Genomic DNA, 22,378 nt, shown 5'->3' with positions numbered 1-22,378 from the left:
TTAGTAAAGCGTACGAACTAACGGCAGACAAGGTTTGAACGGACGGTTTACAAACCCGTAACCAATGGCCCGCAGTGCCGGCCCCCGGCGAACTGTCAGCACCGGCCAAGGATCCGCTGCGATCCTGAGCGACATGACGCTTCAGACGCCCCGCACTCGGACCCACGCTCTCGCCCGGTTCGGCGCCCTCGGCGCCACCGGCCTCGGGATCCTCGCCCTGGCCGGCTGCGCCGCTACGGCGACGACCTCCGACGACACCTCGAGCACCTCGAGCGGATCGAGCAGCTCCGGTAGCTCCAGCAGCTCCAGCGACACGAGCGCCTCGTACACCGACGGCACCTACTCGGCGAGCGGAAGCTACACCGCGCCGAGTGGCCAGGAGGAGATCGACGTCGAGCTGACGCTCGTCGACGATGTGGTCACCGAGGTCACCGTGACCCCCACCGCGACCGACCAGCAGGCCGCCGGATTCCAGGAGCAGTTCGCCTCCGGCATCGCGGCGGAGGTCGTCGGACAGGACATCGACTCCCTCAACGTCACGCGCGTCGCCGGATCCTCGCTCACGAGCACCGGGTTCATGGCTGCGGTGGACGCCATCAAGGCCGAGGCGCTCGAGTCCTGATCACCGACCCGCTCCCCGCCGCGTGGCGGTTCGACGCGCTCGGGACGCCCTGGCGCATCGACACCCCCGAGCCGCTCTCGCCCGAGCTGCGTGAGCGGATCGCCACCCGCATCGCCCGGTTCGACGCCGACTGGTCCCGCTTCCGCGAGGACTCGCTCGTGGCGCGGATCGCCCGGACCCCCGGACACCATCGGCTGCCGGACGAGGCGGGCGAGCTGCTCGACCTGTACGGCGAGCTGTACGCGGCGACCGCTGGGCGGGTCTCACCCCTCGTCGGCTCCGCACTCGCGGGTCTCGGATACGGTCCGCGGCTCGCGGGGGCGGTGACCGCGGTCCCGCGATGGGAAGACGCCCTCGCCTGGGACGGCGAGCATCTCGACACCGTCGCCCCTCTCCTGCTCGATGTCGGCGGGGCCGGCAAGGGCCTCCTCGTCGATCTGGTGAGCGGGCTGCTCGACGAGGAGGGCGTCGACCGGCACGTCGTCGACGGATCCGGCGACCTGCGCATCCGCGACGTCCCGATGCGGATCGCCCTGGAGCATCCGGCAGACGCGGCGAAGGCCGTGGGGATCGCCGAGCTCACCGACGGGGCGCTCTCGGCGAGCGCGAGCAACCGCCGCGCGTGGGGCGATGGACTGCACCACGTGCTCGACGCCCTGACCGGACTTCCGACGAGGCGGATCCGCGCCACCTGGGCGATCGCCGACACCGACCTCGTCGCCGATGGCGCGGCGACAGCACTGTTCTTCGACGTCGACCCCGCCTGGCTCTCGCGCCGCGGTGTGCGGTGGGCGAGGATGCTCGACAACGGCCGGATCGAGCGTTCGGCCGACTTCCCGGGAGAGGTTTTCGCATGATCGCACGGTTGGATCGGATGCTCGGGCGCCTGACGATGTACCTCACGGTGATCGTGTGTCTCGGGGTGATCGGCTTCGTGGCGCTCGGGATGTCGATCGCGGGATTGCTCGCGGTGGACCCTCTCGCCCTTCTCGCGAGCGCCGCGGTGCTGCTCGTGACGAGTTGGATCGCGGGCGAGGTGCTCGCGCGGATCTTCCGCAGCCGAGCTCACACCTCGTCGAGCGTCATCACCGCGCTGCTGCTGGCGTTCGTGTTGCAGCCGACGCTCACGCTGGACGGGCTTCTCGGGCTCGCCGCCGCTGCGGCAGCCGCCGCGGCCTCGAAGTACCTCATCGCCTGGCGGGGACGGCACGTCGCCAACCCCGCGGCCATCGGAGCCCTCGTGGTGGGCACGACCGGGCTCGCCTTCCCGTCCTGGTGGGTCGGCACCGGCCCCCTCCTCCCGGTCGTCGCGATCGCGGCGGCGCTCGTGCTCTGGCGCACCCGTCGACTCGAGATGGGCCTCACATTCATCGTGCTCGCCGCGGCGATCACGATCGGACGGCTGGTCGTCGGCGGCGCGCCTGCCGACACCGCGGTCTCCATCGCGTTCGCGTCGAGCCCCTACGTCTTCGCGGCGGGCTTCATGCTGAGCGAGCCCCTCACCCTCCCCCCGCGGCGATGGCAGCGGATCGTCGTCGCCGTGGTGGCCGCGCTCGTGATGACCGTGCCGTTCGTGCTCGGCCCGATCTCGAACTCCCCCGAGCTCGGGCTCGTCGTGGCCGGCGTCGTCGCCTTCGCGTTCGGCCAGCGCCGCGGGATGCCCCTCGAACTCGTGGCGCGGCGCTCACTCACCCCGACGGCGTGGGAGTTCCGATTCCGCACGTCCTCCACGGCGCGCTTCGCACCCGGGCAGTACCTCGAGCTCACCGTGCCGCACCGTCGCCCGGATGCGGGCGGCATCCGGCGCGTGTTCTCGATCACCTCCACACCGGGTTCCGACGAACTCACGATCGGCGTGCGGATCCGCAACGAGCCGTCGAGCTTCAAACGGGCCCTGCTCGAACTGCCGATCGGCGCCCGCATCCGCGCGACCGGTGTGTGGGGCGACTTCCTGCTGCCCCGCGACCCGCGGGAGAAGCTCGGATTCGTCGCCGCAGGCATCGGCGTGACGCCCTTCGTGGCGCAACTCACCGCGCTCGCCGAAGCCGGACGCGCAGGGAATGCCGAACTGCTTTACTCCGTGCGCAGCGGCTCCGACCTCGCGTACCGCGAGGAGCTCGCCGCGACCGGAGTGCGGGTCGTGGTGCTCGCGCCGGATGACCCGGGCGAGCTTCCCGCGAACTGGAGCTGGGCGGGCCCCGCGCCCCTCGACGCCGAGACGGTGCTGCACGCCATGCCCGACGCCGCCGAGCGCACCGTGCTGATCTCGGGGGCTCCGACCGACGTCTCCCGCCTGCGTCGTTCGCTGCGGCGGGCGGGTGCGCGACGGATCCGCACCGACGTGTTCCTCGGGTACTGATCGGCCTTCTCGGCGCCCGGATGTCGCGTCGTTCGCCCTTGGCGAGCGGGCTGGCACTCGCATATACAGAGTGCTAAAACTGATCTCAGGAAAGTTGAGTCGTCAAGACTCATATCTTGAGGAGGAACCCACATGACCATGTTCTTCGATCCGTTCCGCGAGCTCGACCGCGTGGCCGGCCAGCTCCTCGACAGCCGCCAGGGCCCCCGGCTGATGCCGATGGACCTCTACCGCGACGGCGACCACTACGTGCTGAACGCCGACCTACCCGGCATCGACCCCGGCAGCGTCGACATCGACGTGGACGGCCAGCTGCTCACGATCCGCGCCGAGCGCACCCCGCGCGGCGTGGAGGGCGTGAAGTGGATCGCGCGCGAGCGCTCCGGCGGTTCGTTCCTGCGCCAGCTCAACCTCGGCCAGGGCATCGACACTGCCGGCATCTCGGCGAGCTACGAGAACGGCGTGCTGAGCGTCGTGATCCCGGTGAGCGAGAAGGCCAAGCCGCGCAAGATCGAGGTGCAGACCTCCGACGCTGCGCGCGAGGTCGAGGCGAACGCCGACGCGGTGTAGTCGCTCGCGTCGCTGAGACGGGCCCCGGACGGATGTCGTCCGGGGCCCGTATCGTATGCGGCATGTCGTCGTTCGCCGAGAAGCCGATCCTGCACTTCACCTCGGTCGAGCAGTGGGAGCAGTTCCTCGAGAACGACCCGCCCCACGACGGCGTACGACTGAAGATCCTCAAGAAGGGCGCCCAGACGCCCGGTCTCACGCGGCAGGAGGCGCTCGACGTGGCGCTGTGCTTCGGGTGGATCGACGGACAGGCCGGCGGATTCGACGACGAGTTCACCCTGCAGGCGTACACCCCGCGCCGGTCGCGGAGCCCGTGGTCGCAGATCAACCGCGATCACGTCGCTCGCCTCATCGACGAGGGCCGGATGCGACCCGGCGGCCACGCCGAGATCGAGCGCGCGAAAGCCGACGGTCGGTGGGATGCCGCCTACCGGCAGAAGGGCGCCCCCGTTCCGCCCGAGCTACAGGCGGAGCTCGACGCGAGTCCCGCGGCGGCGGAGGCGTTCGCCGCGCTCAACGCCCAGAACCGCTGGGCCTTCATCTTCCGCATCCAGCAGGCGGTGCGCCCCGAGACCCGCGTGCGTCGATCCGCGGAATTCGCCCGGATGCTGGAACGCGGCGAGAAGTTCCACTGACCTGGCTAGATCGAGATGCCAAGAGCGCGCACCGCGTCACGCTCGGCGGTGAGCTCCGCCACTGAAGCGTCGAGGGCGCGGCGCACCCCGTCGGACAGCTCCAGGCCCTCGACCACCTGCCACTCGCCATCGACGGAGACCGCCGGGAACGAGCTCACGAGGCCGTCCGGCACGCCGTACTGACCCGCGCTCGGCAGCGCCACCGACACCCAGTCGCCGTCGCGTGTGCCCTGCACCCAGTCGCGCACGTGATCGATCGCCGAGGAGGCGGCGCTCGCCGCCGACGACGCACCGCGCGCCTGGATGATCGCAGCCCCGCGGTTCGCCACCGTCGGCACGAAGTGGTCGGACACCCACGCCGGGTCGAAACCGACCGGTTCGCCATCGAGCAGCACCCGGGAGGGATCCGGCACCTGCGTCGAGGAGTGATTGCCCCAGATGCTCATGCGCGCGAGGCGGCCGGTGCCGACCTCGAGCTTCGCGGCGAGCTGTGCGAGCGCGCGGTTGTGGTCGAGGCGCGTCATCGCGGTGAACCGCTCGCGCGGCACGTCGGGAGCGTGCGCCGCGGCGATCGCGGCGTTGGTGTTGGCGGGGTTGCCGACCACGAGCACGCGGATGTCGTCGGCCGCATGCTCGCCGATCGCGCGCCCCTGGGGCCCGAAGATGCCCGCGTTCGCGGCGAGTAGATCGGCCCGCTCCATCCCGGACGTGCGGGGACGCGCCCCGACGAGCAGCGCGACCTGCGCGCCGGCGAACGCCGCATCCGGGGTGTCGAAGACATCGACTCCCGCCAGCAGCGGGAAGGCCGAATCCGCCAGTTCCATGGCCGTTCCCTCGGCCGCGGCGACCGCCTGGGGCACTTCGAGGAGCCGCAGGCGGACGGGCACGTCGCCCAACATCGCACCGGATGCGATGCGGAAGAGGAGCGCGTAGCCGATCTGGCCGGCGGCACCCGTGACCGTGACGTTGACGGGAGACGGAGTCATGCCACCCACGCTACGCTTCCGGGCGCGCGCCGCCCCGGGCCCAAGGGCCCTCGCACCCCGTGAGAGTACGCACTTCTGCGTGCCCTCGTCCGTGAGAGTACGAGAAGTGCGTACTCTCACGGAACCGAGAGGGCTGGGTCAGGCGAGGCGCGCCTGGAGGTTCTCGTCGAGCGTCGCGAGGAAGTCCTCGGTGGTCTGCCACTCCTGCTCGGGGCCGACGAGCAGCGCGAGGTCCTTCGTCATCTTGCCCGACTCGACCGTCTTCACCACGACGTCCTCGAGGGTCTCGGCGAAGTCGATGAGCGCCTGGTTGTCGTCGAGCTTGCCGCGGTGCATGAGGCCCCGCGTCCACGCGTAGATCGAGGCGATCGGATTGGTCGAGGTGGGCTTGCCCGCCTGGTGCTGGCGGTAGTGGCGCGTGACGGTGCCGTGCGCCGCCTCCGCCTCGACGATCTTGCCGTCGGGCGTCGTGAGCACGGAGGTCATGAGGCCGAGCGAGCCAAAGCCCTGCGCGACCGTGTCGGACTGCACGTCACCGTCGTAGTTCTTGCACGCCCAGACGTAGCCGCCCTCCCACTTGAGCGCGGAGGCGACCATGTCGTCGATCAGCCGGTGCTCGTAGGTGATGCCCGCGGCCGCGAACTTCTCGGCGTACTCGGCGTCGAAGACCTCCTGGAAGAGGTCCTTGAAGCGGCCGTCGTACGCCTTCAGGATGGTGTTCTTGGTGGAGAGGTACACCGGGAACCCGCGGCTCAGGCCGTAGTTGAAGCTCGCGCGCGCGAAGTCGCGGATCGAGGCGTCCTGGTTGTACATCGCCATCGCGACGCCGCCATCCGGAGCCTGGTAGACCTCGAAGCTCTGCGCCTCCGAGCCGTCCTCGGGCTGGAACGAGAGCGTGAGGGTGCCCGCACCCTCGAACACGAAGTCGGTCGCGCGGTACTGGTCACCGAACGCGTGGCGCCCGATGATGATCGGCTTGTTCCAGCCGGGCACGAGGCGCGGGATGTTGGAGATGACGATCGGCTCGCGGAAGATGACGCCGCCGAGGATGTTGCGGATCGTGCCGTTCGGGCTCTTCCACATCTTCTTCAGGCCGAACTCCTCCACACGCGCCTCGTCGGGCGTGATGGTGGCGCACTTGACGCCCACACCGTGCTTCTGGATCGCGTGCGCCGCGTCGATCGTGACCTGGTCGTCGGTCGCATCGCGGTGCTCGATGCCCAGGTCGTAGTACTCGAGGGTGATGTCGAGATACGGGTGGATGAGGCGGTCCTTGATGAACTGCCAGATGATGCGGGTCATCTCGTCGCCGTCGAGCTCGACGACCGTTCCCTCGACCTTGATCTTGTCGACCACGTGTTGTCCTTTCGCGTCGTACGCCGCGGAACAGCCTAGCGTCCTCCTCAGTTATCTTGATATCGAGATAACTGGCTATGCACCGCACAGGCGGGCGGGTTAGCCTGTCCCGTATGGCCGAGCTGAGACTCCAGGAGCTGACCGCGCAGACGATCGTGGCGGCACGCAACCTCGCTCTGAAGCCCGGCCAGGCCGACTTCCTCCAGCCTGAGACGTACGTGCACTCCGAGCAGGACCTCGACCCGGCGGGTTCGTGGCCGCGGGTCGTGCTCGATGGCGACCACGTCGTCGGCTACGTGATGGGCACCTTCGACCCCGACGCGACCGAGGAGTTCCTCAAGGCCGCGCTCTGGCGCGTGCACGTCGAGGCGGATGCGCAGGGTGCCGGCGTCGGACGCTTCGCCGTCAAGGCCCTCGCCGAGGAGGCCCGCCGACGCGGCTTCCAGCGCCTCACCGTCGTGTGGGCGCCGGGCGAAGCGGGCCCCGAGGCGTTCTTCCAGGCGGTCGGCTTCGAGGTCGTGGGCGAGACGCCGTACGGCGAGAAGCTCGGCGCACTCAGCATCTGAGGCCACGTGCCGCCCTCGGACGACTTCACGAGCGCGGTGCTCGAGGTCGTCGCCTCGATCCCCGAGGGTCACGCGATGAGCTACGGGGATGTGGCCGCCACCCTCGGGTCACGCGCGGCGCGCGGCGTCGGGCAGGTGATGGCCTATGCCGGAGGCGACGTGCCCTGGTGGCGGGTCGTCCGCGCATCCGGCCACCCCGCTCCCGGCCACGAGCAACGCGCCCTCGAGCATTACGAGGCTGAGGGCACGCCGCTCATCTGGTCGCGTGACGGTTCGAGCTTTCGTGTGGACCTGCGCGCCGCCCGCTGGATGTGAGCGGACGGCGCGCACTCACACGAGCGAGTCGCGCCAGGCCTTGTGCAGCGCGGCGAATCGACCTGTGCCGCCGATGAGCTCGGTCGGCGTGCCGTCTTCGACGATGCGGCCGTCCTCCATCACGAGCACGCGGTCGGCGATCGCGACCGTCGAGAGCCGGTGCGCGATGACGATCGCCGTGCGGTCGGCGAGGAGGGTCGTGAGGCCCTCCTGCACGAGCCGCTCGCTCGGGATGTCGAGCGACGCCGTCGCCTCGTCGAGGATCAGCACCGCGGGGTCGGCGAGGAACGCGCGCGCGAAGGAGAGCAGCTGGCGCTGCCCCGCCGAGACGCGCCCGCCGCGCTTGTTCACATCCGTGTCGTAACCGTCCGGCAGCGCGAGGATGAACTCGTGCGCACCGACCGCCCGAGCGGCCGCCTCGATCTCGTCGCGTGCCGCACCGGGCTTGCCGAGCGCGATGTTGTCGGCGACCGACCCACTGAAGAGGTACGCCTCCTGCGTGACCATCACGATCGCGCGGCGGAGGTCCTTCGGGTGCATCGCGCGCAGGTCGACCCCGTCGAGCGAGACGCTGCCCTCGGTCGGGTCGTAGAAGCGCGCGACGAGCTTCGCGAGCGTCGACTTGCCCGCCCCCGTCGACCCGACGAGCGCGATGGTCTGCCCCGCCGGGATGTCGAGGTCGAAGTCCGGCAGCACGACGAAGTCGTCGCGGTAGGCGAACCGCACGCCATCGAACCGGATCGCGCCGCGCGCCTTCCACAGGTCGATCGGGCGCGTGGGGTCGGGCACGCTGGGGTTCTCGTCGAGCACGCCCGAGATCTTCTCGAGAGCGGCGGCGGCCGACTGGTACGAGTTGTAGAACTGCGCCATCTCCTCCATGGGGTCGAAGAAGCGCCGCGTGTACATGAGCGCCGCGAGCAGCACGCCCACGGCGAGGGTGCCGTCCGCGACCCGGAGCCCACCGACGAGCAGCACAGCCGCGACCACCACGTTGCCGATCACGACGAGGCTCGGGTCGAACACCCCGAACACACCGATCGCCTTCGCGTTGGCCGCGCGGTAGTCCTCCACGTGCTGTCCGAACTCGCGCGCGTTGCGCTCCTCGGCCCGGAACGCCTTCACCGCGCGGATGCCCGTCATCGTCTCGACGAACTTGACGATCAGGCGCGCCGAGTAGATGCGCGTGGCGCGGAACGCGCGCTGCGAGGTCACCTGGAACCACCGCGTCAGCAGCGCGAGGATCGGAAGCGACGCCGCGATCACGAGCGCCGACATCGGGTCGAGGAACAGCAGCGCGATCCCGATGAATGCCATGTACAGCACACCGCGGATGAGCCCCTGGATACCCGAGTCGAGCAGCTCGCGGATCGAGTCGAGGTCGTTCGTCTGCCGCGCGATGATGCGCCCCGAGGTGTAGCTCTCGTGGAACTCGAGGCTCAGCAGTTGCGCGTGGCGGTAGATGCGGCCGCGCAGGTCGAAGAGGAAGGCCTGGCTGATGCGCGCGGAGAGCATCGTGTACTGCCACATGAGCACGGCGCCTGCGATCGCGGCCGCAAGGTAGAGCAGCACGATGAGTGCGAGCGGCATCGCATCCTGCTGCTCGATGATGGCGGGCAGGCCCGTGTCGATGCCGTACGCGATCAGCGCGGGACCCGCGGTCTGCAGCCCCGTGCTCACGGCGACGATCAGCATCGCGATGATGACCCGACCGCGCAGCGGGCGCAGCAGCGATCCGAGCAGGCGCAGCGAGCGCTGGCGCATCGCGCGGCTCTCGTCGCGCGTGAAGTCCTGGCGGTCTTCGCCCTCGACCCCTTCGAGCGTGATGGTCATGCGGGCACCTCCCCCGTGATCGGTTGCCCGTCCTTCTCCTCCAGAGACGAGATGACGTGGCGGTAGTGGGCGTTGCGGTCGAGCAGCTCCGAGTGCCGGCCGACGTCGGTGACGCGCCCGTTCTCGAGGAGCGCCACCCGGTCGGCGAGCATGACCGTCGACGGGCGGTGCGCCACGACGAGCGCCGTCGTGTCGGCGAGCACGCGCCGGAGTCCCGCTTCGACGCGCGCCTCGGTGTCGACGTCGAGCGCGGAGAGGGGGTCGTCGAGCACGAGCACCGAGGGCCGCGCCGCGACCGCGCGGGCGAGCGCGATGCGCTGACGCTGACCGCCGGAGAGGCTCAGACCTTCCTCGCCGATCGTGGTGTCGGCGCCGAACGGCAGGCGGTCCACGAAGTCGGCCTGCGCGATCTCGAGCGCCTCGCGCATCACGGCCTCCGCCTCCGGCGAGTCGGCCTCGAGCTCAGGGCGACCGAGCAGCACGTTCTCGCGTACCGACGCCGAGAACAGCGTGGCCTCCTCGAACGCCATCGCGATCCGTGCGCGCAGCTCGGCACGAGTGAGGTCGCGCACGTCGACACCGTCGAGCACGACCGCGCCTCCGGTCACGTCGTAGAGGCGGGTGGTGAGGGCGGTGAGGGTCGTCTTGCCGGATCCGGTGAGGCCGACGAGCGCCATCGTCTCCCCCGGCTCGACCTCGAGCACGATGTCGTCGAGCAGGTCGGGCACCGCCGCGGGCGAATCCTGATAGCGGAAGTGCACGTGCTCGAAGACGAGACGCCCGCGCGGCTCGGTGACCGTCCGGGGCTCCTCGGGGTCGCGGATCGTCGTGGGCTCGTCGAGCACCTCGAAGATGCGCTCGACGGCGGTGCGGGTCTCGTAGGTCATCGAGAGCAGCCAGCCGATCGACTCGATCGGCCAGCGCAACACGGCCGCCGCCGCGAAGAACGCGACGAGGCCTCCGACGGTCAGCTGCCCGCCCGCGGCGAGCACCACGCCGCCGAGCAGCGACAGGGCGAACGCGACATCCGGGATCAGCAGCAGCCAGAGCCACAGTCCCGCGATCGACCGAGCCTTCTCGAGCTCTGTGCCCCGCAGCTCCTCGGCCTGCTGCAGGAACCGCTCGAGGCTGTGACTGCCGCGCCCGAACGCCTTCAGCACGCGGATGCCGTGCACCGACTCCTCGACCGTCGTCGCCAGGTCGCCCTGCTGGTCCTGGGCACGTCGCGACACCACCGAGTACCGGCGCTCGAAGCGGAACCCGACGATCCACATGGGCAGCGAGCTCAACAGGAACACGAGCGCGAGCTGCCACGACCAGGTGAACAGGATGCCGAAGCCGACGAGGATCACCACGACGTTGCCGACGAGCAGGATCACACCGAACGCGAGCCAACGGCGGATGAGGCCGAGGTCGCCCATCGACCGCGACAGCAGCTGGCCGCTCTGCCACCGGTCGTGGAAGGCCACCGGAAGGTCCTGCAGCTTCGCGTAGAGCGTGTCGCGCATGTCGGCCTCGATGTAGGTCGAGGGCGTGAGCACGAGCCAGCGGCGGAGCATGATGAGCAGCCCCTCGGCGAGACCGAGCGCGAGAACGATGCCCGCGGCCGGCCACACCTCGGCGGCATCGCCCGACGCGAGCGGACCGTCGATGATCCACTGCAGCACGACGGGCACCGCGAGGGCGACGAGCACCAGCGCGACGTAGACGAAGAGACTGACGATCGTGCGGCCGAGGAACGGGCGCACGAAGGGCAGGATGCGAGCGAGCGTGCGGACGGTTCCGCGCGCGGGGACGTCAGGCGTCAGTTGAGACATGGGTCATCCGGATGAGCGTGCGCAATGCGCACAGAGTGGTGGGAAGGGGTGCGGAGGGAGGCGGACCCGGGAGGTCCGTCGCGGTGGGCGGTGCGGGCGAGCGGTGCTGCCTCTAACGGCGTCGCGCCGGGAGGAAGACAGCCGGATACGCCGCGACAAGACGCGAGATGCCGGTGTTCGTCATGATTCCTCCTCGGGAGCGAGCTGACCGCCCGGCGGATGACCGGACAGCCTTACAGACTATGCCCGCCGCATCCGACATCGCAACACGGATCGGCGTTGCCGGGTGGAGGCGCTCAGTGGAAGAAGTGCCGCTCGCCCGTGAGGTAGAGGGTCACGCCGAACTCCGCGCACGCCGCGATGACATCCTCGTCGCGGATCGAGCCGCCCGGCTGGACGATCGCCTTCACGCCCGCCTCGAGCAGGATCCGGGGGCCGTCGTCGAACGGGAAGAACGCATCGGATGCGGCGACGGAACCCGCCGCGCGCTCCCCGGCCCGCTCGACGGCGAGCTTGCACGAGTCGACCCGGTTCACCTGCCCCATGCCGACGCCGACCGAGGCGCCGCCCGAGGCGAGCAGGATGGCGTTCGACTTCACTGCGCGCACGGCACGCCACGCGAACTCGAGGTCGGCGAGGGTCGCCTCATCGGCCGGCTCGCCCGACGCGAGCGTCCACTGCAGCGCGGGAGCGAAGTGGGTGTCGGCCTGCTGCAGCAGCAGCCCGCCCGAGATCTGCCGCAGCTCGGTCTCGGTGCGACCGTAGCCGTCGGGCAGGCGAAGCAGGCGCAGGTTCTTCTTCGCGGCGAGCACCTCGAGAGCGCCCGGTTCGAACTCGGGGGCGACCACGACCTCCGTGAAGATCGGCGAGATCGACTCCGCCGCCTCGCGGGTGAGCGGGCGATTCGCGGCGATCACGCCGCCGTAGGCCGACACCGGATCGCACGCGTGGGCGAGCGCATGGGCTGCGGCGATCGTGTCGGCGGTGGCGATGCCGCACGGGTTCGCGTGCTTGATGATGGCGACCGCGGGGGTCTCGTGGTCGTAGGCGGCGCGGAGCGCGGCATCCGCGTCGACGTAGTTGTTGTAGGACATCTCTTTGCCCTGCAGCTGCGTCGCCTGCGCGATCCCGAGCCCGTGCGGGCTGCGGTAAAGAGCGGCGCGCTGGTGCGAGTTCTCGCCGTAGCGCAGCACCTCGGCGCGCGTCCAGCTGGCACCCGCCCAGCCGGGGAAGCCCGAGCCCTCGTCGTCAGGGGCGACGACCGAGCCGATCCAGCTCGCCACGCCGATGTCGTAGCTGGCCGTGTGGCGGAACGCCTCCACCGCGAGCGCGCGTCGCTGCGCGAGCGTCGTGCCGCCCTCGGCGATCGCGTCGACGATGTCGCCGTAGCGCTCGGGCGAGACGACGACCGCGACGTTCGCGTGGTTCTTCGCCGACGCGCGCACCATGGCCGGTCCGCCGATGTCGATCTGCTCCACCACGGCATCCGGCTCTGCGCCCTGCGCGACCGTCTCGGCGAAGGGGTAGAGGTTCACCACGACGAGCTCGAACGGCTCGATCTCGAAGCGCTCGAGCTCGGCCTCGTGGCTCTCGAGCCGCAGGTCGGCCAGCAGCCCCGAGTGCACCTTCGGGTGCAGGGTCCGCACGCGTCCGTCGAGGTGCTCGGGGAATCCCGTCAGGTCGGCGATCTGCGTGACCGGGAGGCCCGCATCCGCGATGGCCTTCGACGTTCCGCCCGTCGACACGATCTCGATCCCGGCCGCCGCGAGCGCCGACGCGAGCTCGACGAGGCCGGTCTTGTCGGAGACCGCGACGAGGGCCCGGCGGATCTGCACGCGGTCGCGCTCGCGGTAGAGGGACGGGTCGATGCGCGCAGTGCTCACGCGGAATACTCCTCGAGATCGATGGTGCCGTCCGCGATGTCGAGGACGGTCTGGATGAGCAGCGCCCGCTCCACGGGCTTGATGCGTTCGTGGAGCGTCGCCTCGGTGTCGTCCGGCAGGACGGGCACCCGGCGCTGGTGCAGGATCGGGCCCGTGTCGACGCCGTCGTCGACGACGATGACGCTCGCGCCCGTCTCGGAGGCGCCCGCCGCGATCGCGTCGCGGACGGCATGGGCTCCGGGGAACTCCGGCAGGTAGGCCGGATGCGTGTTGACGATCGCGGGGCTGTACGCCTCGACCACCTGATGCGGCAGCAGCCGCATGAGGCCCGAGAGGATCACGACGTCGGGCTGCCACTCGCGCAGCTGGGCGAGGAGCTCGTCGCCCCACTCTTCGCGCGACGGGTACGAGGTGAACGGCACGACGAACGAGGAGATGCCGAACTCCTCGGCGTGACCGAGGCCATCGGCCTGCCGATCAGCACCGACAGCGACGACGCGCGCCGGGAATTCAGGGCTCTGCGCGGCCTCGAGCAGGGCACGGAGGTTGGACCCGCCCCCCGAGATGAGGACGACGAGGCGCAGCACCCACCCAGCCTACCGGCCCCGTCCGCGCACCAGCGCGGGCAAGGAGACCGGTGCGGCGCCGGAGCGGAGGATCATGGCTCCCCGACAGACGTGACGATCGACTTGGTCACCAGGTAACCCTCGATCGCCTCCGCGCCGTTCTCGGCGCCGATGCCCGAGAGTTTGACCCCGGAGAACGGAACGGGCGTCGCGCTGACGGCGAAGGTGTTGATGCCGACAAGCCCGGCCTCGATCTGCTCGGCCGCCCGAGTCGCGAGGCCCAGGTCGCGCGTGAAGACGTACGCCGCGAGACCGTATCGCGTCGAGTTCGCCTTGGCGATGACGTCGTCGAAGGTGGAGAAGCTCGCGATCGGCACGACCGGTCCGAACGGCTCCTCCTGCATGAGAGCAGCGTCGTCGGCGAGCCCCGTGAGGACGGTCGGCTCGTAGTAGAACCCCGGTCCGTCAATGGGGCGCCCGCCCAGCACGAGCGAGGCTCCCGCTCGGGCCGCCTGTTCGACGACCGAGTGGACGGCGTCGCGCCGACGACCGCTCGCGAGCGGGCCGACATGTGTCGACTCGTCCATTCCATCTCCGACGCGAAGCGCAGCGGTCGCCTCGACGAACGCCGCGCTGAACTCCGCCGCGATCTCATCCTGAACGTAGAAGCGGGTGGGGGAGATGCACACCTGTCCGGCATTGCGGAACTTGCCGGTGACGCAGGCGCGGGCCACTTCGACGGGATCCACGTCGCCGAAGACGACGACCGGTGCGTGGCCTCCCAGTTCCATCGAAACCGCGGAGATGTTGCGGGCGGCCAGTTCCATCACGCGCCGCCCCACCGGCACGGATCCGGTGAGACTCACTTTGCGGATGATCGGAGACGAGACGAGGTGGTCGCTGATCTGCACGGGATCCCCGGTCACGATCACCAGCGCGCCTTCGTCGACGCCGGCCTCCACGAGGCACTCGGCCAGGGCGATCGCGGCACCGGGGGCCTCTTCGGCGGGCTTCACGATGATCGAGCAACCTGCCGCCAGAGCCGGGCCTATCTTGCGCGCGGCGAGCGAAATGGGGAAGTTCCACGGCGTGAATGCCGCCACCGGTCCGACCGGAGCACGCTCCACCCGGTATCGGATGCTCGGCGACGGCGCCTCCATGGTGCGCCCGTAGATGCGGCGCGCTTCGTCGGCGCACCAGTCGAGCTGCTCGATGGCGAGGGCGACCTCGAGGCGCGCCTCGCGCAGCGGCTTGCCCTGCTCCCTCGTGATCGTCTCGGCGACGGCGTCCGCTCGCGCCGCAAGAAGTGATGCCGCAGCTCGAAGCACCGACGATCGCTCCCACCCCGATCTGCTCCGCCAGCGCTCCCATCCACCGGCGGCCGAGTCAAGCGCGCGATCCAGATCGTCCGCAGTCGCCCGCGCCGTTCGCGCGCAGACCTCGCCGGTCGAAGGGTTCACGACCTCGATGAACTCACCGTCTGATGGGGCCGACCACCGCCCGTCGATGAGCAGGTCATAGGTTCTCATCTGCTATCCCTTCCCCTGTGCCGATTCACGCGGCTGTATATCCGCCGTCGACGAGCAGGTCGTGTCCGGTCACGAACGAAGCCGCATCGCTCGCGAGGAACTCGACACAGGATGCGATCTCCTCCGGCTGAGCGATTCGACCCATGGGCGTCCGGTGCAGCCACTCGGAGAGGCGCTCCGGGTTCGCACGGCTCTGGGCGGTCAGCGCGGTTTCGACGTAGCCCGGTGACACGCTGTTCACGCGGACACCGAAGGGAGCCCATTCGACGGCGAGCGACTTGGTGAGCAGGATGACGGCGGCCTTCGAGGCGTTGTAGACCGCCTGCGCCTGCGGCACGTTGACGATGCTTCCCGACATCGATGCGATGTTCACGATCGAGCCCCCGCCCTGCTGGAGCATGACGCGCCCCTCGGCACGACATGCGCGAAGCACGCCGTGCGCGTTGACGTCGAGAACATGCGCCCAGTCGTCGTCGGTAATCGAGATGCCCGGGGAGGAGTGCCGGATGCCAGCGCAATTGACCGCGATGTCGAGCGAACCGTACTCCGACAAGACGGCGTCGACGGCGTCGTCGACGGCCGATGTGTCGGTCACGTCCGCGGCGATAAAGCCCGCGCCGATGCCGGCGGCGCTCGCCGCTCCGCTGGAATGCTGCGTATCGACGATCACCACCCTCGCCCCGTTCTGCGAGAGGAGGGTCGCGGTCGCGAGACCGATCCCCTGGGCGCCGCCGGTGACCAGGGCGATCTGCCCGACGACCGAATTTCTCGTCCTCTGCTCAATCGTCATGGGTTCCTCTCCATGTCGTCATAGGAAACGCAGCAACGCCACGTCGGTCAGCTCGCCCGTCTCGGCCGAGTCGATGCGATCCATCTGCTCCTGGGTGAGCGCGAAGTCGAACACCGCCATGTTCTCGGCGAGCCGTCCCGGATCGGACGACTTGGGGATCACGGAGAACCCTGACTGCAGGTGCCATCGGAGCACCACCTGAGCCGGCGTCCGTCCTGTCTCGAGGGAGACCGCCTCGACCACAGGAGATGCGAGCGCCTTTCCGCGCGCGAGCGGCGCCCAAGCCTGGGTCACGATCCCTCGCGCGAGGTGCATGGTGCGCAACGCGCGCTGCTGGTGGAGAGGATGCAGTTCGACCTGATTGAGTTCCGGTGCCTCGAGTTCGGCCGAGTCGATCTCGGCGAGGTGCTCGGCCGCGAAGTTGCACACGCCGACGCTCCTGACGAGCCCGTCGCGACGAGCCCCGAGGAGCTCCTCCCATGCCTCCAGGTAGAGTCGGGAACCGCCCTGGGCGGCTGGCCAGTGGATCAGGAAGAGGTCGAGGTAGTCGAGACCGAGACGATCCAAGCTGGCCTCCAGGGCCGGGCGAACACGATCCCGCGGATGATCGTCGTTCCACAGCTTCGTGGCAACGAATACATCATCCCGAGGAAGGCCGCTGCCAGCGAGGCCCCTGCCCACGCCGGCCTCGTTGCGATAGATCGACGCGGTGTCGAACGCGCGGTACCCGAGCTCCGTCGCACGCTCGATCGTCCGCGTCGCCTCGTCGTCGGTCATCGCATAGAGCCCAAGCCCTAGCTGCGGCATCTCGGAGCCTGACGCGAGACGGATCCTCGGCACCTCGTCGGCCGCCGCTCGCCCGGGTTGTGGTCGCGCGCTCACCGACCCACCCCGTGCGGTTCCCGCTCTTGCAGCAGCTTCGTCAGCCAACCGTCGCGAGCGTTCGCGAGATCATCGGAGCGCGGATAGGGCTCGACGCCGCGGAGCGGCGTGTCGACCGCACCGGCACTCGAGCCGGCACCGCTCGCGATCCGCGCGCATCCGAGGATGCTCGCGTCCGGTTCGCCCGCGAACAGGGGCGCATCGACGGCGAACGCAAGGCTGCGCAGGAACACGTCGGAGTGCACTTGGCCGCCGCAGACCAGAACACGCTGGTCGGCAGCCACCTGGAGCGCGAGCAGGCTGTTCGCGTGATGCCCAGCGGCCCAGGCGTTTGCCTCGAGACACGCCCGCAGCAACGCGGCCCGGTCAGCCTGGGCGATCTCGCGGCCAGGAAGCGAGACGACGTGGGGGCCGCTCGAGTTGCCGAAGTCGGTGGGTGCAGCGACGGACTGCCCCAAATAGACCGCCACACCTCCCGCACCGGGGTGCGCCGACGAGGCCACCGCATCGATGTCCGCAGCGTCAGTTCGGGTGAGATGGCGAGCCCACTCGATGCCCTGACCGGTTCGGCCGGCGTTCCGCTCACCGAGCCACCGCCGTCGCCCGCCGATCGCGATGCTGCTCCAGATGGCTGCAGCCGGTTCGGGCTCCGGGATCGCGTCTGTGATCACGACGACGGGGGTCGTCGTTCCGGCGACGACCACCACGTCCCCCTCACGCAGATCCGGGAATGCGAAGACCGCCGCGTAGGTGTCGCCTGGAGCCGCCGCCAGGGGAACCCCCTGCCACGGCCACTCGCTTCCCATCGAGCCCACCACATCGCCGGGAGCGACCAATGGCGCCCCGACACCGGCCAGTGGCTCGCGCCACGTTGCGTCGGCGAGGTCGAGGGATCGGGTGTCGGCGGCGCTCAGGATGTCGAAGTGGGCGATGGCACCCAGCTGCATGAGCACCCAGGAATGCAGCGTCACGATCGTCCAGCCATGCGGGACGTGCCCTCGCGATGTCAGGGAGGACAGGCGCGAGACGAGGCTGAGAGCGGTGGGCCTCCCCCCGAGCACGAGCGCGGTCTGCGCATCCGTCGCGCGTGCGAGCTCCTTGGCGATCTCGTGTGCGGAGCGATCTGAGTTCGTCCAGGACAGCACCGGCGAGCCGTCCGACTCGAGCGCGACGAAGGCGTAGCGGATGCCCGTGCAGGTGACCATCGTGGGAGTGACACCTGTCTCGGCGCAGAATCGCGCGCACTCGTCGAGCAGATCACGCACCCGATCTCGGACCTCCTCGAGACCGATCTCGTCGTGGCCGAGGGCGCTCGGCCGCACCGGCAGCGGCACGCGCAATCGCCATACGTTGAGGAGGGTTCCCGAACCATCCACCAGTCCGACTCGAGTGGAGCCGGAGCCGACGTCGATGACGACGGTCGCGCTCGTCTCACTCGACACGCGCACCTGCCGGGAGCGGCTCGTCTCGGATGGCCGCGATCAGAGCGTCCGCCATCAGCCGGGAGTGGTGCTGCTCGACCTGATGGCTCGCGCCGGCGATGTGCGGTGTCACCACGACGTTGGGGAGTGATACGAGCGCGCGATCACGCTCTCCGAGCGGTTCGTCCCGCAGGACGTCGAGGGCCGCACCCGCGATTCTTCCCGTCGAGAGGGCGTCGGCCAGGGCGTCGTAGTCCATGACCGCCGCCCGCGCACTGTTGATCACCCGCGCCGATGTCGGCAGGAGCGACAACAGGCGGGCATCGATGAGGCGCTCGGTCGCCCTCGCCACGGGCAGGTGCACGGACAGGACGTCCGCGATGGGGTACGCCTCCTCGGCCGTCATCGCTTCCACTCCGGCCGGCAGCGAACTCGGATCGACGAACGGGTCGACGGCGATCAGCCGGCACCGGTAAGGACGCAGCAGCTCGGTGACCACGCGCGGGACCGCCCCATAGCCGTGGAACACGACCGTACGGCCGCCGAGCTCGTCGCCCCGGAAGCGCAGATACGGTCGATCGCCTTGCTGCCAGGCGTCCCCGAGCACGAAGTCGGTCGATGGAACGATGTTGCGCATCAGGACGACCATCATCGCCACCACATACTCGGCGACCGCATGAGCGTTCCGTCCCGGAGTGTGGAGCACCACGATGCCCGCCGCCTGCGCTGCCTCGACGTCGATGTTGACGAGCCGCGCGCGGCATCCGCCGATGATCTCCAGACTCGCGTTCGCGATCGTGTGCGCGCCGACGGGATCGAGCTCCACCACGAGCACATTCGCCCCGGTCTCGGCGAGCATCGCCCCGAGCTCTTCCTCGGAGTGCGGACGACCGAGTGGGGTCCACGGACGGTATACGACGGTCGCGATCTCGCGCAGTCGGTCGAGCTGGGCGCCATCGAACGGCGCCGTGATCAGGATGGTCGTCACCGGGCTTCCCCCTCTCCGATCGGTTCTACCGAGCCCAGGTAGCCGCGCGTCCTCATGCGCTCGGCGACCATCCCGATCTCGGCGTCTCCGAGCAGCCGGGGGGCGCCGATCGACATCGAGTTCACGAAGACCTCACACATCCACTCCAGGTTCTGTGCCCGGTTGTAGGCCTGGAGCAGGCTCGCTCCATGGGCGACGGCCCCGTGGTTGCCCATGAGGACGGCCGAGCGATCTGCCAGCGCCTCCCCGACCGAGCGAGCGAGCTCCTCGGAGCCGTAGCGGGAGTACGGCACGACGGGCACGGCGCCCGGCCCCATCGACGCGGTCATGTAATGCACGCTCGGCAGTTCCTCGGCGACCACCCCGACGACGGTCGCGAAGGTCGAGTGGGTGTGGACCACGGCCGATGCGGGCGTCCGGCGATAGATTCCCAGATGCAGAGGCGTCTCCGATGAGGGGTTTCGTCGACCCGCGACCCGATCGCCGCCGACGGTCATGACGACGACGTCCTCGTCGGTCAGCACGTCGTACTCGACGGCACCGGGAGTGATGGCCACAAACTGACCGACCCGTCGGGAGATGTTGCCCGAGGTTCCTCGGACCAGCCGATCCGTCACCATACGGCGAGCGAAGTGGACGACCTCGGCACGCGCCTCGTCCACCTCCGCCGGCAGCCCGCTCATCGCTTGACCGCGTATCGCCGGGCGACCGTGCTGAGCGCGACGGCCATGATGAGCAGACCCCCCGAGAAGAGGAACTGGACGAAGGTCGGCGCACCGAGGATCGCGAGACCGTTGAAGCCGACGCCGACCGTGAGGACACCGATGAAGGTTCCGAGGATGTGGAACTCGCCGTCGCGAAGCGCGGCGGATCCGAGGAATACCGCAGCGAAGGAGTTCAGAAGATAGCCGTCACCCGCGGTGATCTGACCGCTGCCGACGCGCGACGCGAGAAGGAGTCCGGCGATCACAGCGCAGACACCCGCGATGGCGAACGCGGCGATGCGCACCCGATCGACGCGAACCCCCGCGAGGCGGGCGGCATGGCGGTTGCCGCCCACCGCCTGGATGTGCTGCCCGAGCACGGTCCGGTTCAGGACGATCCAGAGAATCGCGAGGACCCCCGCCATGATGAGGACCGTGTTGGAGAGCCCCCCGATCTTCCCCTGCGCGATCGCTGTGAACTCGGGGAACGCATCGAGGCCGGCCACTGGGATCCCGCCCGAGTACGCGTAGTTGAGTCCGACGACGATCGTTCCCGTGCCGAGTGTCGCCACGAGTGCGTTCACTCCGAGCTTGGTGACGACGAGACCGTTGACGACGCCGATCAGTGCACCCACGAGCACGACCACGCCGATGGCGACGGGGATCGGGAGTCCTTGCCGCGTGATCAGTCCCACGACGAGCACTCCACCGAGGCTCGCCTGATATCCGACGCTCAGGTCGAACTCACCGACGGCGAGCGGCAAGGTGAGACCCGCGGCGATGATCGCGGTCAGCGAGATCTGGCTCAGGATGTTCAGGAAGTTGTCCGGAGTCGCGAACGATCTCGGCGCCGCGATCGACAGCCCGATGATCATCGAGACGAGCACGACCAAGGTGCCGTACTTCGCGACGAACGGCAGCAGCCGGGAACCGGGGCTGCGGCGCTGTGTGTCTGTGAGGGTCATTTGTCCTGCACGCCTTTCGCATAGCACATCTCGAGGAGGTACTCCTCGCTGATCTGATCGCCGGCGACATCGCCGACATCGTGTCCTTCGACCATCACGACCACGCGATCGCAGATGGTCAATTCATCGAATTCGGAGGAGATGACGAGCACCGCCATCCCCTCGCTCGCGAACTGTCTGATCGCTCGGTAGATCTCCGCACGAGCCCCGACATCGACGCCCTTGGTGGGCTCGTCGAGGATGAGCAGATCGACGCGACCGGCAGTGAACCACTTGCCCATCACGACCTTCTGCTGGTTGCCGCCGCTCAGTGTGTCGACACGGTCGGCGACCGAGTTCAGCTTCACCGTGAACTGTCGTGCCACCTCGCGAGCCCGCTCCTGAACGGCGCCCATCCGAAGCAGCGGGAACCAGGGAGAGATCTGGAATCGCCGTAGAGCCGGGAGCGTGAGGTTGAAGGCGATGCTCTTCTCAAGGAGCACACCCTCGGCTCGGCGCTCCTCCGGCACCAGCGCGATCCCTCGCGCGATGCTTTCCGCGCACGAGCGCGGCTGGTGGGGCGCCCCGCGGTATTCCATGGTTCCCGAGTCCGGGCGGGTCTCCCCGAAGATGAGCTTCGCGAGTTCGGTCCTCCCGGACCCGACGAGGCCCGCGATCCCGACCACTTCGCCGCGTCGCACGGTGAGCGACATGCCCCGCACCGAAGGCAGCTGCACCAGGTCCTGGATCGCCAGCACGACCTCGCCCGCATCAGATCCCCCTGCGGACACCGCGGAGGTGCCCTCGAGCGAGCGGCCGACGATGTGGCGCACGAGTTCGTCTTTCGTCAACGTCTCTCCCGCCAGTTCGGCGACGACGGAACCGTCCTTGAAGACGGTGACGGTGTCGCACAGGCGCACCACCTCGTCGAGTCGGTGAGACACGTAGAGGATGGCGACACCGGCGGCACTGAGCTGCTCGATGATCGCGTAGAGACGAGAGGTCTCCTCCGCCGACAGCGACGCCGTCGGCTCGTCCATCACGATCAGCCGCGCATCGTTGACGAGAGCACGCCCGATCGAGACGAGCCACTGGTCCGGAACGCTGAGATCTCGTGTCTTCACGTCGAGCGAGAAGCCGAACGAGAGCTCCTCTGACACTCGCTGAGCCTTGCGTCGCATCGCGTTCCGCCTGAGGAAGCCACCGACGTTCTGCTCGCGACCGAGGACGAGGTTCTGGAGCACGGTGAAGTCGGGGATGAGGTTCAGCTCCTGGTGGATGAAGCTGAAGCCGTGATCGGTGGCGTCGTCGGTGGTGCGGATTCGAACAATCTCGCCGCGCACCTGGATCGTTCCCGCGTCGGGGCGCTCCAGCCCGGCGAGGATCCTGATCAGCGTCGACTTCCCGGCGCCGTTGGCACCCACGAGGCCGTGAACCTCTCCGGGGCGGACCGCGAGATCGACACCGCGGAGCGCGTGGACGGCACCGTACTGCTTGTGGAGCCCCCTCACGCGGATCAGCTCTTCCGAACCCGCGGAACCCGGGGCGTCATCAATGGTCATGATGCTCTCCTGCACTGGGCCGGCCCCCGTTCCGAGAGGCCGGCCCCAGCGTT

Annotated in this window: 21 protein-coding genes; 7 read left to right on the top strand and 14 right to left on the bottom strand. The window is 69.3% G+C overall.

The features are described from left to right. Window positions 1-133 precede the first annotated feature (133 nt). The 5 genes from FVQ89_RS04965 (at window position 134) to FVQ89_RS04945 (ending at window position 4,186) form a co-directional block, all read left to right on the top strand. The gene (locus FVQ89_RS04965; RefSeq protein ID WP_255513427.1) at window positions 134-622 is read left to right on the top strand and encodes a hypothetical protein; all 489 of its coding nucleotides are present in this window, start codon (window positions 134-136) and stop codon (window positions 620-622) included. Further along, window positions 619-1,479 (top strand): FAD:protein FMN transferase, encoded by an 861-nt coding sequence (locus FVQ89_RS04960; protein ID WP_255513507.1) that lies wholly within the window; start codon window positions 619-621, stop codon window positions 1,477-1,479. Before FVQ89_RS04965 ends, FVQ89_RS04960 begins: the two co-directional genes overlap by 4 nt. Next, complete coding sequence (locus FVQ89_RS04955; protein WP_147900769.1) at window positions 1,476-2,981, top strand: FAD-dependent oxidoreductase; 1,506 nt, start codon at window positions 1,476-1,478, stop codon at window positions 2,979-2,981. Before FVQ89_RS04960 ends, FVQ89_RS04955 begins: the two co-directional genes overlap by 4 nt. Window positions 2,982-3,113: 132 nt before the next feature. After that, window positions 3,114-3,551 (top strand): Hsp20/alpha crystallin family protein, encoded by a 438-nt coding sequence (locus FVQ89_RS04950; protein ID WP_147900768.1) that lies wholly within the window; start codon window positions 3,114-3,116, stop codon window positions 3,549-3,551. Between the two features lie 62 nt (window positions 3,552-3,613). Beyond that, on the top strand, window positions 3,614-4,186 hold the full coding sequence (locus FVQ89_RS04945) for a YdeI family protein (protein WP_147900767.1): 573 nt from the start codon (window positions 3,614-3,616) through the stop codon (window positions 4,184-4,186). A gap of 5 nt (window positions 4,187-4,191) precedes the next feature. On the opposite strand, the gene FVQ89_RS04940 is transcribed toward FVQ89_RS04945, so the two are convergent. Together FVQ89_RS04940 and FVQ89_RS04935 are read right to left on the bottom strand one after the other, a co-directional pair. After that, window positions 4,192-5,172 carry a malate dehydrogenase gene (locus FVQ89_RS04940; RefSeq protein WP_147900766.1) on the bottom strand — a complete coding sequence of 327 codons (981 nt, stop codon included), beginning with the start codon at window positions 5,170-5,172 and terminating at the stop codon, window positions 4,192-4,194. A 138-nt stretch (window positions 5,173-5,310) separates the two neighbouring features. After that, complete coding sequence (locus tag FVQ89_RS04935; RefSeq protein ID WP_147900765.1) at window positions 5,311-6,528, bottom strand: NADP-dependent isocitrate dehydrogenase; 1,218 nt, start codon at window positions 6,526-6,528, stop codon at window positions 5,311-5,313. A gap of 113 nt (window positions 6,529-6,641) precedes the next feature. Between FVQ89_RS04935 and FVQ89_RS04930 the strand changes: the two genes are divergently transcribed. Both FVQ89_RS04930 and FVQ89_RS04925 read left to right on the top strand, forming a co-directional pair. Next, on the top strand, window positions 6,642-7,094 hold the full coding sequence (locus FVQ89_RS04930; protein WP_147900764.1) for a GNAT family N-acetyltransferase: 453 nt from the start codon (window positions 6,642-6,644) through the stop codon (window positions 7,092-7,094). Between the two features lie 6 nt (window positions 7,095-7,100). Beyond that, window positions 7,101-7,409: an MGMT family protein gene (locus tag FVQ89_RS04925; RefSeq protein ID WP_147900763.1), complete on the top strand. Its 309-nt coding sequence runs from the start codon at window positions 7,101-7,103 to the stop codon at window positions 7,407-7,409. Between the two features lie 15 nt (window positions 7,410-7,424). Here FVQ89_RS04925 and FVQ89_RS04920 read toward each other — a convergent pair whose 3' ends face one another. From FVQ89_RS04920 to FVQ89_RS04865, 12 genes are all read right to left on the bottom strand, one after another. Further along, on the bottom strand, window positions 7,425-9,239 hold the full coding sequence (locus FVQ89_RS04920) for an ABC transporter ATP-binding protein (RefSeq protein WP_187264904.1): 1,815 nt from the start codon (window positions 9,237-9,239) through the stop codon (window positions 7,425-7,427). After that, window positions 9,236-11,056, bottom strand: a complete 1,821-nt coding sequence (locus tag FVQ89_RS04915) for an ABC transporter ATP-binding protein (RefSeq protein ID WP_147900762.1) — start codon at window positions 11,054-11,056, stop codon at window positions 9,236-9,238. Before FVQ89_RS04915 ends, FVQ89_RS04920 begins: the two co-directional genes overlap by 4 nt. Window positions 11,057-11,352: 296 nt before the next feature. After that, window positions 11,353-12,939, bottom strand: a complete 1,587-nt coding sequence (gene purH, locus FVQ89_RS04910) for a bifunctional phosphoribosylaminoimidazolecarboxamide formyltransferase/IMP cyclohydrolase (protein WP_147900761.1) — start codon at window positions 12,937-12,939, stop codon at window positions 11,353-11,355. After that, the gene (purN, locus tag FVQ89_RS04905; protein ID WP_147900760.1) at window positions 12,936-13,526 is read right to left on the bottom strand and encodes a phosphoribosylglycinamide formyltransferase; all 591 of its coding nucleotides are present in this window, start codon (window positions 13,524-13,526) and stop codon (window positions 12,936-12,938) included. The genes purH and purN overlap by 4 nt, the downstream gene beginning before the upstream one ends. A 71-nt stretch (window positions 13,527-13,597) precedes the next feature. Next, window positions 13,598-15,034, bottom strand: coding sequence for an NAD-dependent succinate-semialdehyde dehydrogenase (locus FVQ89_RS04900; protein WP_147900759.1), 1,437 nt, complete (start codon window positions 15,032-15,034; stop codon window positions 13,598-13,600). 25 nt (window positions 15,035-15,059) lie between these two features. Then, complete coding sequence (locus FVQ89_RS04895; RefSeq protein ID WP_147900758.1) at window positions 15,060-15,824, bottom strand: SDR family NAD(P)-dependent oxidoreductase; 765 nt, start codon at window positions 15,822-15,824, stop codon at window positions 15,060-15,062. 18 nt (window positions 15,825-15,842) lie between these two features. Beyond that, window positions 15,843-16,601 carry an aldo/keto reductase gene (locus tag FVQ89_RS04890; RefSeq protein ID WP_255513426.1) on the bottom strand — a complete coding sequence of 253 codons (759 nt, stop codon included), beginning with the start codon at window positions 16,599-16,601 and terminating at the stop codon, window positions 15,843-15,845. A 101-nt stretch (window positions 16,602-16,702) separates the two neighbouring features. Next, window positions 16,703-18,148: an FGGY-family carbohydrate kinase gene (locus tag FVQ89_RS04885; protein ID WP_147900756.1), complete on the bottom strand. Its 1,446-nt coding sequence runs from the start codon at window positions 18,146-18,148 to the stop codon at window positions 16,703-16,705. Beyond that, window positions 18,138-19,115 (bottom strand): NAD(P)-dependent oxidoreductase, encoded by a 978-nt coding sequence (locus FVQ89_RS04880; RefSeq protein WP_147900755.1) that lies wholly within the window; start codon window positions 19,113-19,115, stop codon window positions 18,138-18,140. The genes FVQ89_RS04885 and FVQ89_RS04880 overlap by 11 nt, the downstream gene beginning before the upstream one ends. Further along, entirely contained in the window at window positions 19,112-19,798 is a 687-nt protein-coding gene (locus tag FVQ89_RS04875; RefSeq protein WP_147900754.1) for a class II aldolase/adducin family protein, read from the bottom strand. The genes FVQ89_RS04880 and FVQ89_RS04875 overlap by 4 nt, the downstream gene beginning before the upstream one ends. After that, on the bottom strand, window positions 19,795-20,784 hold the full coding sequence (locus tag FVQ89_RS04870; RefSeq protein WP_147900753.1) for an ABC transporter permease: 990 nt from the start codon (window positions 20,782-20,784) through the stop codon (window positions 19,795-19,797). The genes FVQ89_RS04875 and FVQ89_RS04870 overlap by 4 nt, the downstream gene beginning before the upstream one ends. Beyond that, window positions 20,781-22,325, bottom strand: coding sequence for a sugar ABC transporter ATP-binding protein (locus FVQ89_RS04865; protein ID WP_147900752.1), 1,545 nt, complete (start codon window positions 22,323-22,325; stop codon window positions 20,781-20,783). Before FVQ89_RS04865 ends, FVQ89_RS04870 begins: the two co-directional genes overlap by 4 nt. Window positions 22,326-22,378 lie beyond the last annotated feature (53 nt).

It is taken from the genome of Homoserinibacter sp. GY 40078, assembly GCF_008017545.1.
Classification (GTDB): domain Bacteria; phylum Actinomycetota; class Actinomycetes; order Actinomycetales; family Microbacteriaceae; genus Homoserinibacter.
The sequence above is the reverse complement of the archived record's forward strand: the minus strand, read 5'-3'. Positions and strand labels throughout refer to the sequence as shown.

What these genes read in the sequence shown, in the direction of transcription:
- FVQ89_RS04965 (WP_255513427.1), top strand. Translation starts at nt 134, where the DNA reads ATGACGCTTCAGACGCCCCGCACTCGGACCCACGCTCTCGCCCGGTTC.
- FVQ89_RS04955 (WP_147900769.1), top strand. Translation starts at nt 1,476, where the DNA reads ATGATCGCACGGTTGGATCGGATGCTCGGGCGCCTGACGATGTACCTC.
- FVQ89_RS04950 (WP_147900768.1), top strand. Translation starts at nt 3,114, where the DNA reads ATGACCATGTTCTTCGATCCGTTCCGCGAGCTCGACCGCGTGGCCGGC.
- FVQ89_RS04945 (WP_147900767.1), top strand. Translation starts at nt 3,614, where the DNA reads ATGTCGTCGTTCGCCGAGAAGCCGATCCTGCACTTCACCTCGGTCGAG.
- FVQ89_RS04940 (WP_147900766.1), bottom strand. Translation starts at nt 5,172, where the DNA reads ATGACTCCGTCTCCCGTCAACGTCACGGTCACGGGTGCCGCCGGCCAG.
- FVQ89_RS04930 (WP_147900764.1), top strand. Translation starts at nt 6,642, where the DNA reads ATGGCCGAGCTGAGACTCCAGGAGCTGACCGCGCAGACGATCGTGGCG.
- FVQ89_RS04920 (WP_187264904.1), bottom strand. Translation starts at nt 9,239, where the DNA reads ATGACCATCACGCTCGAAGGGGTCGAGGGCGAAGACCGCCAGGACTTC.
- FVQ89_RS04915 (WP_147900762.1), bottom strand. Translation starts at nt 11,056, where the DNA reads ATGTCTCAACTGACGCCTGACGTCCCCGCGCGCGGAACCGTCCGCACG.
- FVQ89_RS04900 (WP_147900759.1), bottom strand. Translation starts at nt 15,034, where the DNA reads ATGAGAACCTATGACCTGCTCATCGACGGGCGGTGGTCGGCCCCATCA.
- FVQ89_RS04895 (WP_147900758.1), bottom strand. Translation starts at nt 15,824, where the DNA reads ATGACGATTGAGCAGAGGACGAGAAATTCGGTCGTCGGGCAGATCGCC.
- FVQ89_RS04890 (WP_255513426.1), bottom strand. Translation starts at nt 16,601, where the DNA reads ATGACCGACGACGAGGCGACGCGGACGATCGAGCGTGCGACGGAGCTC.
- FVQ89_RS04875 (WP_147900754.1), bottom strand. Translation starts at nt 19,798, where the DNA reads ATGAGCGGGCTGCCGGCGGAGGTGGACGAGGCGCGTGCCGAGGTCGTC.
- FVQ89_RS04870 (WP_147900753.1), bottom strand. Translation starts at nt 20,784, where the DNA reads ATGACCCTCACAGACACACAGCGCCGCAGCCCCGGTTCCCGGCTGCTG.
- FVQ89_RS04865 (WP_147900752.1), bottom strand. Translation starts at nt 22,325, where the DNA reads ATGACCATTGATGACGCCCCGGGTTCCGCGGGTTCGGAAGAGCTGATC.